Annotated in this window: 16 protein-coding genes; 14 read left to right on the top strand and 2 right to left on the bottom strand. The window is 66.3% G+C overall.

Going from position 1 to position 13,787, the window contains the following annotated elements; translation table 11 throughout:
- Positions 1 to 173 precede the first annotated feature (173 nt).
- The 14 genes from BMY35_RS38230 to BMY35_RS01190 all read left to right on the top strand — a co-directional run bounded on the left by BMY35_RS38230 (position 174) and on the right by BMY35_RS01190 (position 11,078).
- Positions 174 to 320 carry a hypothetical protein gene (locus BMY35_RS38230; protein WP_177213553.1) on the top strand — a complete coding sequence of 49 codons (147 nt, stop codon included), beginning with the start codon at positions 174 to 176 and terminating at the stop codon, positions 318 to 320.
- 16 nt (positions 321 to 336) lie between these two features.
- Positions 337 to 921 (top strand): A24 family peptidase, encoded by a 585-nt coding sequence (locus tag BMY35_RS01250; RefSeq protein WP_093195178.1) that lies wholly within the window; start codon positions 337 to 339, stop codon positions 919 to 921.
- A gap of 33 nt (positions 922 to 954) precedes the next feature.
- The gene (gene cpaB, locus BMY35_RS01245; protein WP_093195177.1) at positions 955 to 1,797 is read left to right on the top strand and encodes a Flp pilus assembly protein CpaB; all 843 of its coding nucleotides are present in this window, start codon (positions 955 to 957) and stop codon (positions 1,795 to 1,797) included.
- 91 nt (positions 1,798 to 1,888) lie between these two features.
- Entirely contained in the window at positions 1,889 to 3,382 is a 1,494-nt protein-coding gene (locus BMY35_RS01240) for a type II and III secretion system protein family protein (protein WP_371287125.1), read from the top strand.
- A gap of 11 nt (positions 3,383 to 3,393) precedes the next feature.
- Positions 3,394 to 3,690: a hypothetical protein gene (locus BMY35_RS01235; RefSeq protein WP_093195175.1), complete on the top strand. Its 297-nt coding sequence runs from the start codon at positions 3,394 to 3,396 to the stop codon at positions 3,688 to 3,690.
- Positions 3,691 to 3,839: 149 nt separating this feature from the next.
- Entirely contained in the window at positions 3,840 to 4,049 is a 210-nt protein-coding gene (locus BMY35_RS01230) for a Flp family type IVb pilin (RefSeq protein WP_093195174.1), read from the top strand.
- A 95-nt stretch (positions 4,050 to 4,144) separates the two neighbouring features.
- On the top strand, positions 4,145 to 4,321 hold the full coding sequence (locus BMY35_RS01225; RefSeq protein ID WP_093195173.1) for a Flp family type IVb pilin: 177 nt from the start codon (positions 4,145 to 4,147) through the stop codon (positions 4,319 to 4,321).
- A 42-nt stretch (positions 4,322 to 4,363) separates the two neighbouring features.
- Positions 4,364 to 5,635, top strand: coding sequence for a pilus assembly protein TadG-related protein (locus BMY35_RS01220; RefSeq protein WP_093195172.1), 1,272 nt, complete (start codon positions 4,364 to 4,366; stop codon positions 5,633 to 5,635).
- A gap of 16 nt (positions 5,636 to 5,651) precedes the next feature.
- Positions 5,652 to 6,110 carry a TadE/TadG family type IV pilus assembly protein gene (locus BMY35_RS01215; RefSeq protein WP_093195171.1) on the top strand — a complete coding sequence of 153 codons (459 nt, stop codon included), beginning with the start codon at positions 5,652 to 5,654 and terminating at the stop codon, positions 6,108 to 6,110.
- Positions 6,107 to 6,538, top strand: a complete 432-nt coding sequence (locus BMY35_RS01210) for a TadE/TadG family type IV pilus assembly protein (RefSeq protein ID WP_093195170.1) — start codon at positions 6,107 to 6,109, stop codon at positions 6,536 to 6,538. Before BMY35_RS01215 ends, BMY35_RS01210 begins: the two co-directional genes overlap by 4 nt.
- A 22-nt stretch (positions 6,539 to 6,560) precedes the next feature.
- Positions 6,561 to 7,712, top strand: coding sequence for a CpaE/TadZ family protein (locus tag BMY35_RS01205; RefSeq protein ID WP_093195169.1), 1,152 nt, complete (start codon positions 6,561 to 6,563; stop codon positions 7,710 to 7,712).
- Positions 7,713 to 7,754: 42 nt separating this feature from the next.
- The gene (locus BMY35_RS01200; RefSeq protein WP_093195168.1) at positions 7,755 to 9,125 is read left to right on the top strand and encodes a TadA family conjugal transfer-associated ATPase; all 1,371 of its coding nucleotides are present in this window, start codon (positions 7,755 to 7,757) and stop codon (positions 9,123 to 9,125) included.
- A gap of 34 nt (positions 9,126 to 9,159) precedes the next feature.
- Positions 9,160 to 10,152, top strand: a complete 993-nt coding sequence (locus tag BMY35_RS01195) for a type II secretion system F family protein (protein WP_093195167.1) — start codon at positions 9,160 to 9,162, stop codon at positions 10,150 to 10,152.
- 11 nt (positions 10,153 to 10,163) lie between these two features.
- The gene (locus BMY35_RS01190; protein ID WP_093195166.1) at positions 10,164 to 11,078 is read left to right on the top strand and encodes a type II secretion system F family protein; all 915 of its coding nucleotides are present in this window, start codon (positions 10,164 to 10,166) and stop codon (positions 11,076 to 11,078) included.
- A gap of 75 nt (positions 11,079 to 11,153) precedes the next feature.
- Here BMY35_RS01190 and BMY35_RS01185 read toward each other — a convergent pair whose 3' ends face one another.
- Both BMY35_RS01185 and BMY35_RS01180 read right to left on the bottom strand, forming a co-directional pair.
- Positions 11,154 to 11,840, bottom strand: a complete 687-nt coding sequence (locus tag BMY35_RS01185; RefSeq protein ID WP_093195165.1) for a response regulator — start codon at positions 11,838 to 11,840, stop codon at positions 11,154 to 11,156.
- Positions 11,841 to 11,904: 64 nt separating this feature from the next.
- Positions 11,905 to 13,587: a sensor histidine kinase gene (locus BMY35_RS01180; protein ID WP_093195164.1), complete on the bottom strand. Its 1,683-nt coding sequence runs from the start codon at positions 13,585 to 13,587 to the stop codon at positions 11,905 to 11,907.
- Positions 13,588 to 13,787 lie beyond the last annotated feature (200 nt).

Genomic DNA, 13,787 nt, shown 5'->3' with positions numbered 1-13,787 from the left:
GCTTTGTCATGCCCGCAAGCCCGCGCCCACGGGGGATTTGACTCCCTCAAAAAGGGGCGCTCCGCTCATGTGCGGAAACGCCGCGATTCCTACAGTCATCCCCAAGGCCCAACGCCTCTGCCCATGCCGGGCAACAGGTGCTCCAGGCCGGCAACGACAACTGGGGGATTTGCATGGAACCGCTCGCACTGCTGCCGACGACCTTCATGAACCTTCTGCGCGAAGACGCAGGAATGTCGTTCATGGAGTTCGCGCTGATCGGAGCGCTGGTGATGGTCGTGTGCTTCCTGCTGCTGCTCGCCATCCGGCGCAGCGCCTGAACCCGTGGAGCCCATCATGCAGGAACTCGACGCCGTTCTCGAACTGCTGGCGATGCTGGTCACCGACGTTCGCACCGTCGCTCTGCTCGCGCTGCTCGCCGTGGCCGCGGTCAGCGACTGGCGCTTCTACCGTATTCCCAACTGGCTGACCTTCGGCGGCGCGCTCTTCGCACTGGTCTACGGCACGCTGGCCGCGCGCACGCCCATGGCCGGGGCGGCGAGCGCCTTCGGCGGACTGGGCGTCGGCTTCGCGGCGATGGTGCCGTTCTACGTCATCGGGGTCATGGGGGCAGGCGACGTCAAGCTGATGGCGATGTCGGGCGCCTTCATCGGGCCCGAGCAGACGCTGATGGCCGTGCTCTTCACATTCATTGCGGGCGGCGTGGCGGCCATGGGCTTCGCCATCCACCGCCGCCGCGTCGGACACATGCTGGCCAACGTCAAGGACGCCGCACAGGGCGTGATGTTCTCCAGCATCGCCGGAATTCGCCCCTCGGGGCGCATCGATGCCAGCCAGTCCGTGGGGAAGCTGCCCTACGGCATCTGCATCGCAGTGGGCACCGCGATCGAAGTGCTCGCGCACCAGCTGGGCTACGTCTAGCCCTCTCATCTCTTACCTGCGACGGAGGTTCACATGAAGAACATCAAGGCGATCGGGCTGATCCTTCTGGCCCTGCTTACGGGCCTGGCGGCAGCCGTCTACGCGGCCGGCTGGATCTCCAGGCAAGGCGGCATCGCGTCCAACAAGGTCGTGGTGGCGGCGGTCGACATCGAACTGGGCAGCCGCGTCAACGCGCAGATGCTCACCACGGTCGACTGGCCCAGCGGCTCGGTGCCGAACGGCTCGTTCGGCGAGATCAAGGCGCTGCAGGACCGCGTGGTGAAAGTCGGCGTGCTGCGCGGCGAGGCGCTCATGGAGGGCAAGCTTGCACCGGTGGGCACGCAGGGCGGGCTCTCGGCGGTGATCGCCAGCGGCAAACGGGCCATGACGGTGCGCGTCAACGACGTGGTCGGCGTCGCAGGCTTCGCGCTGCCGGGCAACTACGTCGACGTGATGGTCAACGCCCAGCAGGACAAGGGCCGCGGCGAAGAAGCGCTGCAGATCAGCAAGACCGTGCTCGAGAAGGTGCTGGTGCTGGCGGTGGCGCAGGAAGCCAACCGCGACGACACCAAGCCCAAGGTCGTGAGCGCCGTCACGCTCGAGCTCTCGCTCGAGGACTCCGAAAAGCTCGACCTGGCCCGCAGCGTGGGAACCCTGTCGCTGGTGCTTCGCAACCAGATGGACAAGACCACCGTCGCCACCGACGGCATCACCAAGGGCCAGCTCTTCGGCGCGAAGGAGATCGTGCAGGTCTCCACCGCCGCAGCGCCGGCTCCCGCCCGCCCGCGTGTTCGTCACGCAGGCCCCGCCGCTCAGCCGGCTTCCCAGTGCGTGGAGGTCATCCAGCACTCGGGCAGTTCGCTCACCTGCTTCTGACCCCAAACGACAGGAGGAACACCAAGTGCGCCATATCTCCACAAAACTCGCCAGCCTGCTGGCGACCATCGCGACCGCGGCGACTCCCGCCATGGCCGCGGAGGTCGCGGCAACCGCCGCCGCCACGGGCGCCATGCCCACGGCAGCAGTCGCCTCGACGTCAGCCGCCGCCGCGGCTGCGTCCGGCAACACCGGACCGGGCAGCAGCCGCCGCTGTACGGCCATCATTCCCGACGACCAGCCTACACAGGCGGTGCTGGGCAAGTCGGTCGTCATTCCACTGAAGGCGCGCGTGGTGCGCATCGTGGTCAGCGGCCAGCCGCCGGCCCGGGCCGCCGTGCCCGCCGCCGCCGCCGCCGCCGTGCCGGCTGGCATGCAGCCCCCGCCGGCCCAGGCCGCGAATGCCAACGCCGGAGACGGCATCGCGGACGTCGACGTGACGCTGCTGAGCCCGACCGACCTGTTCTTCCGCGGCCGCCAGGCAGGCTCGATGAACGTGGTGCTGCAAAGCGCCGACGGCACCTGCTACATCAAGGACGTGATCGTCACCATCGATCCGCTGGCGCTGCAGGCCAAGCTGGCCGAGCTGATGCCCGACGAGCGGCGCATCCGCGTTCGCAGTGCCGAGAAGTCCATCGTTCTCACCGGCGAGATCAGCGACGCGCTCAAGCTCGACGACGTGATGAACCTGGCCTCGGCCTACGGCGCCGACGGCAAGAAGGTGGTGAACCTGCTGCGCGTCGCAACGCCGCAGCAGGTGATGCTCGAGGTGAAGATCGCCGAGGTCAGCAAGACGCTGCTCGACCGGCTGGGTTCGCGCGTCGGCATTGCGCGCACCGGCAACGGCGGCCTGAACAACTACTCGCTGATCTCCAATTTCCTGAGCACCGGCGCCGGCCTGGCGCAGGCGCTGCGCATCGGGCGCACCTCGCTGACCATCGACGGCCAGAAGGACGACGGGCTGGTGCGCATCCTCGCGGAGCCCAACATCATGGCCATCAGCGGACAGCAGGCCAGCTTCCTGTCGGGCGGCAAGATCTTCATTCCGGTGGCGCAGAACGCCGCCGGCGGCGGCGGGACGAACATCACGCTGGAAGAGAAGGAGTTCGGCATCGGGGTCAAGTTCACTCCGACCGTGCTCAATGGCGACCGGGTCAACCTCAAGCTGGTGTCCGAGGTGTCGGACCTGACGCAGACCGGTTCTCCCTTCACCACCGTCTCGGGCGTCACTGCAGTGCTGCCTTCGCTGACGGTGCGGCGCGCCGACACCACCGTGCAGCTCAACGACGGACAGAGCTTCGTCATCGCCGGGCTCATCAAGAGCAACGTGAACGAGACGATCAAGCGCTATCCGGGCCTGGGTGAAGTGCCGGTGATGGGAGCGCTGTTCCGAAGCACCGAATTCCAGAACGAGCAGACCGAGCTGATGTTCGTCATCACGCCGCGCCTGGTGAAGCCGCTTGCCGAATCGCCGAGGGTGCCGACGGACAACCACGTCGTTCCCAGCCGCGCCGAGGTCTATCTCAACGGAGCCCTCGAGAGCTCCACCCCGGCCCCGGCCGCCCCCGCCAGCGAAACCCCGTGAGGAGCACCGTCATGTTCATCATCAGATCGACCACCGTCGCCCTCATCTGCCTTCTCGGCGCCAGCTGCTCGACCGTCACGCCCAACTATGACGCGCGGTTCGGTGACGCAGTGCGCGACGCCAGGAAGAAGATGACGATCAATCCGAATGCCGGCAAGAACGGCGACCCCGTCACCGGCATGGACGGTCGCGCCTCACGCGAGGCGATGCACCAGTACCAGGAGTCGTACAAGACGCCGCCGCCGGCGGTCAACGTCATCAACATCGGTGGACAGATCGGCGGACAGAGCGCCGGCAACTCGAAGTGATGCACGCACCACACATTGCATTAGCCAAGCCCGCTTCCTCGGGACTCACGCGGAAAGGAGAGTGACACGAATCGAAACGAACTTTCTTCCCTCACTCATGTTTTCTCGAACCTGATTTCCAACCGTTCAAACCTTGAAAGGAACGAACCATGAAAAACTTTCTCAAGGCCATCGGCCAATCGACCCAAGGCTTCCTGCGCGAAGAAGAGGGCGCCCAGGTCGTCGAGTACGCGCTGATCATCGCGGTCGTCTCGATCGCCCTGGTCGTTGCGCTGAAGGCGCTCACCAACAACGGTGGCGGCTTCTCGAGCTTCATCACCCGCGTGACCAACTGCCTCACCACGACGACGTGCACGTGAGTGGCCGGCCGGGTGGGCCGGGCTTTCGGGCCCGGCCCATTGCCCGCCAGTCGTCGCGTTCGCATTCCTCGCCATACGGAAAAAAGGAGCAACCCATGTTCAAGTCATTTCTGAAAGACGAAAGCGGTGCCCAGGTCGTCGAGTACGCACTGATCATCGCCGTCGTTTCCATCGCGCTGGTGATCGCGCTGCAGGTGCTCACGACGGGCAACAGCTTCAGCTCGTTCATCTCCCGCGTCGCCACCTGCCTCGGTGGCACGAGCTGCACCTGAGCCCGCGTCTGCCGGACCACCTCTGTTGCACAGGAGCCGATCATGCATGTACGCCGTTCTCCCCGCCGCCAGCGCGGCGCGATGATCGTCACAGCCGCGCTGATCCTTTTGTTCCTGATGGGGTTCATGGGCATCGCCCTGGACTTCGGGCACCTGTTCGTGGTCAAGACCGAGCTGCAGACAGCTGTCGACAGCTGCGCCCTGTCCGCCGCGCGTGAGCTCGACGGGCAGGGCACGGCGATCACCCGTGCAACGAGCGCGGGCCAGACCGCAGGCAATGCGAACCGCGTGAACATGCAGTCGAGCACCTGGAGCGGACAGGGCCAGATCGTCGCGACCGACATCACCTTCCGCGACGCCTCGTACGCCGTCACCACGACGCCCGCCCTGGCGCGCTATGCCCAGTGCGTGCATACGCAGCCCAACATCAACATCTGGCTCATGAAGGCGATGGGCGCCTTCTCGGGCGATACCGCCGGCAACCCCGCCACGCGCAGCGTCACCGCGAGCGCGGTCGCCACCCGCGCCAGCGCGCAGACCGCATGCCCCATTCCGGTCGCGGCGAAGCCCAAGGCGGGCGGTACCGCGCCGAACTACGGTTTCGTGACCGGCGAGTGGGTAAGGCTCATCATGGCGCAGAACGCAGCTGTGGGCGGCCAGATCGGCTGGGCCAACCTCGACGGCAGCAACAGCGCCTCGGAAACCGAAGCCGAACTCAACGGCCGCTGTGGCGCGAGGGTAGGCGACACCATCGGCACTCCTGGCGTGCAGACCTCGGTGGCCGATGTCTGGAACCAGCGCTTCGGCATCTACAAGAACAGCAGCGATCCGAGCGTGGCGCGGCCCGACTACACCGGCTACGCCTACACCTCGCTCAACTGGCCTGCGCAGTTCAATGCCTACAACGGCACGCCAGGCGCCGGAGCACCCGCCAGCGCACAGAACTTCGTGACCAAGCGGGCCTCCTTCGCGTCGTGCGCCGACACCGGCACCAAGGTGAATGGCGCGAACAGCTGCGAATCGATCACCGGGCTCTCGCTCAACAGTTTCCAGAAGCTGACCGCCCCGGGCAATGTCGCCGGGGGCCACATGCAGTACGGCCTCGACCGCCGCTTCGTGACAGTGCCGGTCATCGACGGCGGCAACCACGTGATCGACTACCTCTGCATGCTGATGCTGCAGCCGCTGAGCATTCCGATGACCGACGTGCAGCTCGAGTTTCTCGGCAACGCCGGTGCCGCCGGCAGCCCCTGCACCACCAGCGGGCTCGCGGGAGGATCGGCCGGCCCGCTGGTTCCGGTCCTGGTGAGATAGGAACAGGAGGCACGCCATGAAGCCATCTCATCGTGTACAGCAGGGCGTGGCGCTGGTCGAACTGGCGCTGATCATTCCGCTGCTGCTGTTGCTGACCTTCATCACCACGGAATTCGGCCGCGCGCTGTACGAGTACAACGCGGTGGTCAAGTCGACGCGCGACGCGGTGCGCTACCTGTCTGTTCAGACGCAGGGCACGCACGTCACCGAGGCGCGCAATCTGATCGTGTACGGCAACACGGCCGGCACCGGATCGCCGGTGGCGCGCGGGCTGAGCCTGTCGAACGTGCCGGCCGGAAGCTGCTGCACCTGGCAGTCGGCCGGCGCGAATCCGATCATCACCACGGTGACGGTGCGCGTCACCGGCTACACCTTCCATTCGCTGTTTCCCTCGGTGATCGGCGTGGTCTTCGCCAACTCCAGCGGCAACATCGTCTTCAGCGACATCACCGCCAGCATGAGGGCGCCATCATGAGAAGAAACCGCACCACCGGCGCGACCACGGTCGAGTTTGCGCTCGGCCTGATCATCTTCCTCATGTTCCTGCTGGGCATCGTGGACTTCGCCCGCATGCTGTTCACGTGGAATGCGGCCCAGGAGGCGACGCGCGCCGGAGCCCGGTACGCGGTGGTGTGCGACGACACCGCCCAGCAGGCGCTCGTGCTCGCGCGCATGAAGGCGCTGCTGCCGCAGATCAGCACCGTGTCGGTGGCCTGGGCGCCCTCGGGTTGCACCGCCGCCACCTGCCAGGGCGTCACCGTCAGCATCACCGGGCTCAACTACCAGTGGATCTCGCCGATCGCGAGCGCGACCGCTCCGCTGATCCCGATGCCGGGCTTCTCCACCTACCTGCCACGCGAGGTCATGCGCAAGGACCCGAACAGCGCGGCCATCTGCTCCTAGCCATCAACGCAACGGACACACCATGAAGATCGCCATCATCTCTCCCAACCCCAACCACCTGCAGGACATGCGCAAGGTGCTGGAGGCGCGCTCGCACACCGTGTCGCTCTTCGAGGGCGGCAAGAGCCGGATGCAGTGGGCCGTCGAGAAAGCCTCGCCCGACCTCGTGCTGGTCGACGGCATGTGCTGCGACCTCCAGGAGCTGGCGCTGATCGAGAAGCTCACGCTGCGGCACCCGGCGATCGCGGTGGTGCTTCTCTGCGCGATGCAGACGCCGGAATTCCTGATCCACGCAATGCGCGCGGGAGTTCGCGAGGTACTGCCGTCGCCCGCGGACACCACGGCGCTGGAAGCCGCCGTCGAGCGCATCGCGCTCAAGATGGCCGGGGCCCAGGCGCGCGCCCCCGGGCAAGTGGTGGCCTTCATGCCGTGCAAGGGCGGCAGCGGCTCGACCTTTCTCGCGACAAACATCGCCTACCAGCTCTCCAGGGAGCGCTCGGTGCTGCTGATCGACCTGAACCTGCAGTTCGGCGACGCGCTGTCGTACGTGAGCGACCTGCGGCCGAGCTCCACGATGGCGGACGTTGCCCGCGACATCGGCCGCCTCGACGCCTCGCTGCTCGCGGCGAGCGTGGTGGCGGTGTCGCCGGGCTTCAGCATTCTTCCGGCGCCGGAGGATCTTTCCCGCGCGATGGACGTGAAGGCCGAGCACATCGACGCGATCCTGCAGGTTGCGCTGGGCGTGTACGACTTCGTGATATTCGACCTCGGCCCGCGCATCGACACGCTCTCGATCCGCGTGCTGGACCGCGCCGATCGCATCTTCCCCGTGCTGCAGCCTAGCCTGCCCCACATCCGCAACGTGACGCGGCTGATGCAGGTGTTCAAGTCGCTGGGCTATCCGCCCGCCAAGGTCGAGCTGCTGGTGAACCGCAGCGCCGGCGGCGGCGAGATCGGCCTTTCGGACATGCGCCGCTCGCTGGTGGGCGCGTCGCTCACGATCGTGCCCGACGGCGGCAAGGACGTGGATGCTTCCATCAACCGCGGTGTGCCGCTGGCGGAAATGTCGCGCGGCAGTGCGCTCGCCAGGAAGCTCGCCGACATCGCCCACGCGCTCAGCCCGCGCCAGGAGGCGGCACCCGGCTTCATCGGGCGGCTGTTCCGCCGCGCGTAAGCAGGCATCGATCACCCCATTCAACAGCAAGGCAGGTTCCCCATGTCATTCAGAGAACAGCTCAATGCCATCGAAGCCGACATCGACACGCGCCCGGGAGGGCCGGCCGTAGAGCAGCCCGTGTCGCCCTTCGCCTCGGATACCTACAAGTTGCTGAAGGAGCGCATGCACCTGAAGCTGCTCGAGCGCTTCGACCTCGCGGCGCTCGAGACGCTGAAACCCGACGTGCTGCGCCAGGAAATCTCCACCATGACCACGAGGCTGTTGCAGGAGGAGCCCGAGGCGCTCAACGACATCGAGCGGCGCACGCTCATCCGCGACATCCAGCACGAGATGCTCGGCTTCGGGCCGATCGAGCTGCTGATGGCTGACCCGTCGGTCTCGGACATCCTGGTCAACTCGCACGAAAAGATCTACGTGGAGCGCCGGGGGCGGCTGGAGCTGACCAACGTCAGCTTCACCGACGAGAAGCACCTGCTGCGCATCATCGACAAGATCGTCTCGCTGGTGGGGCGTCGCATCGACGAGTCGAGCCCGATGGTCGACGCTCGGCTGCCAGACGGATCGCGCGTCAACGCGGTCATCGCGCCGGTGGCGCTGGACGGGCCGATGATGTCGATCCGGCGTTTCGCGAAGATCCCGCTGCGCATGGAGAACCTCGTGAACGAGCTCAAGACGCTGACGCCGCAGATGGCGCAGATGCTCGAGGGCCTGTCCCAGGCGAAGGTCAACATGCTCATTTCCGGCGGCACGGGCGCCGGCAAGACCACGCTGCTGAACATCCTCTCGGGCTTCATTCCGCCGACCGAACGCATCATCACCATCGAGGACGCGGCCGAGCTCCAGCTCCAGCAGCCGCACGTGGCGCGCATGGAGACGCGGCCGATGAACATCGAGGGCAAGGGCGAGATCACGCAGCGCGCGCTGGTGCGCAACGCGCTACGCATGCGGCCCGACCGCATCGTGATCGGCGAAGTGCGCGGGGCCGAGGCGGTCGACATGCTTCAGGCCATGAACACCGGCCACGAGGGCTCGCTCACCACCATTCACGCCAATACGCCGCGCGACGCGCTGGCACGGCTGGAGAACATGATCGGCATGGCCAACCTGAACCTGCCGCACCGCACGGTGCGCCAGCAGATCGCATCGGCCATCACCGTGGTCGTACAGGTGCTGCGGCTGGTGGACGGGCGGCGCAAGGTCACCAGCATCCAGGAGATCACCGGCATGGAAGGCGAGGTGGTCACCATGCAGGAAATCTTCAGCTTCCGCCAGACCGGCATGGGGCCCGACGGCCAGGTGCGTGGGTATTTCCATGCGACGGGTGTCAGGCCGAAGTTCGCGGAGCGGCTGCATGCCTACGGCGTGGATCTGCCCGACACGATCTTCGACCCCGACAAGCACTACGAATAACCAGGAACAACCATAGAGCCAACAGGAGGCCGCCATGCTCAACAACCTGGGGGGCAATACCCTCATCACCGTCACCGTGCTGGTGTTCGTGACCGTGCTGCTCATGCTCGAGGGCTTCTACATGCTGTGGCGGTCCTACAAGGGGCCCGAGGCGCGCAAGATCGAAAAGCGGCTGCAGGCGTTCTCGGCAGCGACCGACCACACGCCGCAGGCTCACCTGGTCAAGGAACGCATGCTCAGCGAGGTGCCGTGGATGCAGCGCATGCTGCTGACGCTGCCGCGGGCGCACCGGCTGGATCGCTTCATCCTGCAGGCGGGCCTGGACTGGACGGTTTCCAGCTTCCTGCTGGTTTCCTGCGTGCTGGGCGTGTTCGTGTTCTTCGTGCTGATGCTGGTCGTGCGCGAGTCGCTGCTGTTCGCGCTCGTGGCCGGCGGCTGCGCGGCGGTGCTTCCGGCGATCTACCTGCAGCGCCAGCGCAGCCGGCGGCTGACTCGCATGGAGAAGCAGCTTCCCGAGGCGCTGGACCTGGTGACGCGGGCCCTGCGCGCGGGGCATTCGTTCGCCAGCGGCGTGCAGATGATCGGCGAGGAAATGGCCGAGCCGATCGCCAGCGAGTTCCGCATGGTCGCCGACGAGGTGAACTTCGGTGTCTCGCTGCAGCAGGCCCTGACCAATCTCAGCGAGCGCGTGCCGCTCACCGACCTGCGCTACTTCGTGGTGTCGGTGCTGATCCAGCGCGATTCGGGCGGCAACCTGACGGAGGTGCTGACCAACCTCAGCCGGCTGATCCGCGACAGGCTCAAGCTGCTCGCGCGGGTGAGGGTGCTGTCGTCCGAGGGGCGGCTGTCGGCCTGGATCCTGAGCCTGATGCCGTTCGCCCTCGCGGCGCTCGTGAACATCTTCAATCCCGAATTCATGGCACCGCTGTGGACTGACCCGATCGGCCAGACGGTGCTCAAGTACATGCTGGTGGTGATGCTCATCGGCATCGTGCTGCTGCGCAAGATCGTGAAGATCCGCGTCTGAAGGAGAAAGCCATGACCATGCTGTTTCCCATCCTCGTATTCCTGACCGTGTCGCTGGCGATCATCGGCCTGGCGGTGTGGCTGTCTCCCACGCGTACCGAGCAGCGCCTGCAGGCGATGGCGGGGCCGGCGGGCAAGTCGGCCTGGACCGAGACCGCCGTCAAGCTCGTCGGTCCCTTCGCGCAGCTGTCCTCGCCCACCAACGACGCGGAGCTGTCGCCGCTGCGCGTGCGATTCCTGAATGCGGGCATCCGCTATCCGGACGCCTATCTCGTCTACTTCGGCATGAAGACGCTGCTGCCGCTGGGCTTTGCCGCGCTCGCCTTCGTCGGGCTGCGGGCAACCGGAACGGCGGATGACGGCACGGTGCTGATGCTGCTGCTCGCGCTGGCGGCGCTCGCCGGCTGCTACCTGCCCAACCTGGTGCTGCGCCTGCTCATCCGCGCGCGCCGGCGTGAGATCTTCGAGAACTTTCCCGATGCCGCTGACCTGATGCTGGTGTGCGTCGAGGCCGGGCTCGGCCTGGATGCCGGGCTGGTCAAGGTCACGGACGAAATCCAGGTGAAGAGCAGGGCGCTGGCGCAGGAACTGCACTGGACCAACCTGGAGATGCGCGCCGGCGGCACGCGCGAGAAGTCGCTGCGCAACCTGGCACTGCGCACGGGCGTGGAGGAGATCGGAACCTTCGCGACCATGCTGACCCAGGCGGACCGCTTCGGCACGAGCATCGGCGAGTCGCTGCGGGTTTTCTCCGACGACCTGCGCCACAAGCGCCATGTGCGCGCCGAGGAACTGGCCGCCAAGGTGCCGACCAAGATGCTGGTGCCGCTGGTGCTGTGCATCTTCCCGTGCATCTCGCTGGTCATCCTCACGCCGGCGGCGATCCGCGTGGTGCGGATGATCATGCCGATGCTGAGCGGGACTTGAGCAGGAACTGAGCGCCTTTCGGGGCGCTTTCCGGATTCATCACGCCGCGCCGGCATCCGGCGCGGCGTTTCCGTTTCAATGCTGCACGGCGTCGAGCTGATGCTTCACTGCGTAGATGTACAGCTCGAGACGGTTCGAAACACCGAGCTTCTGGTAGATCGAGGTGAGGTGGTTGCGCAGCGTGTGCTCGGTGACGAAGAGCTTCGCGGCCAGTGCCTTGTTGGAGGCGCCGCTGCCGGCGACGACGGTGTTGATGATCTCGCGTTCCTTCTGCGTCAGGCTCGCTCGCCTGGAGGCTTCGGGATCGGCCTTCTGCGGCTTCTTCACCGCCGTGAGCTCGTAGAAGACGCGGCCGATGGACTGGGCGTCGACGCAGAGCTCGCCGTTGTAGACGCGCTCGATGGAGTCGATCACCTGCTGGGCCGGGGCGTCCTTGCGCATCACGCCGCGCGCGCCGTGCAGCACCGCGAGGTCGAGCGTGCGCTGTTCGCGCTCCGCGGTGAGCACCACGACGCGGGACACCTCGTTCGACACGAGCTTCGGCAGGATGTCGAGGGCGCAATGGCCGTCCAGGTCCAGGTCGAGCACGATGACGTCGGGCGCGAGGCTTTCCGACGTCGCCACCGCGTCCTCGCAGCAACGGGCCGTGCCCACCACCTTCATGCGCGGATGCTCGCCATCGATCAGCCTGGACAGGCCCCACAGCATGGTCTGGTGGTCGTCCACGAGCAGGACGCCGATGGGATGAGCAACTGGTTGCATGGTGGGCTCCTTGACTTGTCTTTTCGTCAATGCAGTGCTTGCTGCACGGGGATGCTGTTTTTTCTCAGATGGGAATCTCGACCAGCACCGCGGTGCCACCGCTTTCGCACTGGCGGACCTGCGCGCGCCCGCCGAGGGCCGTGGCACGTTCGGTGATGGAATGGGGGCGGAACTGCGTGAAGCTCTCCTCGCAGGCCTCGTTCTCGATGCTCAGCTGCAGCCGCCCGTTCCTGCAGGCGATGTGGACGCTGCCGTGGCGTGCCTGGGTGTGCTTGCAGATGTTGTTGAGGCCTTCGCCGACCATCTGCAGGACTTCCGCGCTCACCCGGTCGTCCAGCTGGAGCGGGCCGTCGACGGCCACGGCGATGTCGATGCCGTAGAGCCCCTTGATCCGCGCAGCCTGGCGGTGCAACTGGGGCAGCACCAGGCCGCAGGAGTTGTTCGCGCCTTGCCGGACCTCGCCGGCATAGCGGCGCAGGTCGGCGATGACGCCCTCGGCCACGCTCGCGAGCTTGTCGAGGTCTTCGCTCAGAGGGTTGTCGGCGGCTGCCTTCCTGCGCAGCGCGCACAGGCCCATGCGCAGGCCGATGTACGGCTGCACCGCCGTGTCGTGCAGGTCGAGCGCGAACTTCAGGCGTTCGGCCGAAGCGGCCTCGGAGGCCATCCGGTCGAGCACCTCGATGGTCTCGATCGTCGGGAAGATCTGCTCCATGAGGTGCGAGAGGAACAGGGCGTCGGACTTGTTGAAGAGTCCGTCGCGCGACGACACGAAGACCCGGCCCTCTCCCAGCCGCATCGGCAGCGGAGCGCTGATGAAGGCGCGGGCTTCGAGCATCTCGGATATGGCCTCGCAACGCTGGGCGCCGTCCTCGTCCTCCGGACGCCAGCCGTCCGCGCCGGCTTCGAAGACATGGCTCTGTGCGTAGAGCTGGCTCAGGGGCCAGGGCAGGTGGTTGCTGAGCACGGTGCAGTCAGCCGGCAGCGTCATCAGCGGGGACTCGGCGATGCGGCCGATCGTCTCCACGCTGACGTGCTCGCAGGTGTCGTCCTTGCGCAGCGTGCGCAGGGTCCAGTTGCCGGTGGAGGTGTCTCGCGTGAGCAGGATGCAGTGGCTCGCCCTGAAGAAGGCCAGTGTCTTCTCCATCGTGCGGGCGATGGTGCGGCCGGCGCCGAAGCGCGGGTTCGACAGCTGGCTGACGTCGCCCAGCAGGGCAAGGCGCCGTTGCAGGCTGAGCTTCGAGCCGCCCCAGTGCACGATCATGTGCCCCAGCGCCAGCAGGAAGGTGCTGCGCATCAGCAGTTGCGGTGCTTCGTCACCGGTGCTCGTGGCAAGGCCGCAGGCGGCGAACGAGGCGACCGAGGCGACCGTGACCCGGGCGCCTTCCTCGAAACCCCAGCGGAACGAGGAGGTGAGGATCGCGAAGAAGTAGAAGAGGAAGAAGAGGCTCTGTACGCCGTCGGTCACGAAGATGATCAGCGTGAACCACAGCACGTCGGACCAGTGGATGACCTTGCCCCGGAAGTACGGGCGACCCATGCGCGTGCACGCATAGACCAGCAGGCTGTGCAGGACGTACCCTGAAAAGGCCAGCCAGACGGCGCTCTGGATCTGCTGGCGGTACTCCCCGGCGTCAACGACAACGGCCAGCAGTGCCGAAACCGACAGCACCAGCCGCATGCGAGCCACCATGAGCGCATCCGCGCCGACACTCGCGTCGACGTCGGGGGCAGTGGAGCGGGCCAGCATGGGGAGGATTCCTTGGCATGAGGCGTGTCACGCCAGGCCGACCAGGCGGAGGTGGGAGGGGCGGCTCGACGGTGTCATTTTGGAATACTTTCTTCGCACCTGAAAGCAACGTATGTGAAGGTTTCACATTACTACTTTGGTAGTCGAAAACAATGGGGGTGACCGCATCTGCCCATCTTGTGACGTTTGTTGCATCAAGT

The organism is Variovorax sp. YR750, from assembly GCF_900109805.1.
Lineage (GTDB): Bacteria > Pseudomonadota > Gammaproteobacteria > Burkholderiales > Burkholderiaceae_C > Variovorax > Variovorax gossypii.
The sequence above is the reverse complement of the archived record's forward strand: the minus strand, read 5'-3'. Positions and strand labels throughout refer to the sequence as shown.

Excerpts from the sequence above, each read along its gene's own strand:
- BMY35_RS38230 (WP_177213553.1), top strand. The coding sequence starts at position 174 with ATGGAACCGCTCGCACTGCTGCCGACGACCTTCATGAACCTTCTGCGC.
- BMY35_RS01250 (WP_093195178.1), top strand. The coding sequence starts at position 337 with ATGCAGGAACTCGACGCCGTTCTCGAACTGCTGGCGATGCTGGTCACC.
- cpaB (WP_093195177.1), top strand. The coding sequence starts at position 955 with ATGAAGAACATCAAGGCGATCGGGCTGATCCTTCTGGCCCTGCTTACG.
- BMY35_RS01240 (WP_371287125.1), top strand. The coding sequence starts at position 1,889 with ATGGCCGCGGAGGTCGCGGCAACCGCCGCCGCCACGGGCGCCATGCCC.
- BMY35_RS01235 (WP_093195175.1), top strand. The coding sequence starts at position 3,394 with ATGTTCATCATCAGATCGACCACCGTCGCCCTCATCTGCCTTCTCGGC.
- BMY35_RS01230 (WP_093195174.1), top strand. The coding sequence starts at position 3,840 with ATGAAAAACTTTCTCAAGGCCATCGGCCAATCGACCCAAGGCTTCCTG.
- BMY35_RS01225 (WP_093195173.1), top strand. The coding sequence starts at position 4,145 with ATGTTCAAGTCATTTCTGAAAGACGAAAGCGGTGCCCAGGTCGTCGAG.
- BMY35_RS01220 (WP_093195172.1), top strand. The coding sequence starts at position 4,364 with ATGCATGTACGCCGTTCTCCCCGCCGCCAGCGCGGCGCGATGATCGTC.
- BMY35_RS01215 (WP_093195171.1), top strand. The coding sequence starts at position 5,652 with ATGAAGCCATCTCATCGTGTACAGCAGGGCGTGGCGCTGGTCGAACTG.
- BMY35_RS01210 (WP_093195170.1), top strand. The coding sequence starts at position 6,107 with ATGAGAAGAAACCGCACCACCGGCGCGACCACGGTCGAGTTTGCGCTC.
- BMY35_RS01205 (WP_093195169.1), top strand. The coding sequence starts at position 6,561 with ATGAAGATCGCCATCATCTCTCCCAACCCCAACCACCTGCAGGACATG.
- BMY35_RS01200 (WP_093195168.1), top strand. The coding sequence starts at position 7,755 with ATGTCATTCAGAGAACAGCTCAATGCCATCGAAGCCGACATCGACACG.
- BMY35_RS01195 (WP_093195167.1), top strand. The coding sequence starts at position 9,160 with ATGCTCAACAACCTGGGGGGCAATACCCTCATCACCGTCACCGTGCTG.
- BMY35_RS01190 (WP_093195166.1), top strand. The coding sequence starts at position 10,164 with ATGACCATGCTGTTTCCCATCCTCGTATTCCTGACCGTGTCGCTGGCG.
- BMY35_RS01185 (WP_093195165.1), bottom strand. The coding sequence starts at position 11,840 with ATGCAACCAGTTGCTCATCCCATCGGCGTCCTGCTCGTGGACGACCAC.
- BMY35_RS01180 (WP_093195164.1), bottom strand. The coding sequence starts at position 13,587 with ATGCTGGCCCGCTCCACTGCCCCCGACGTCGACGCGAGTGTCGGCGCG.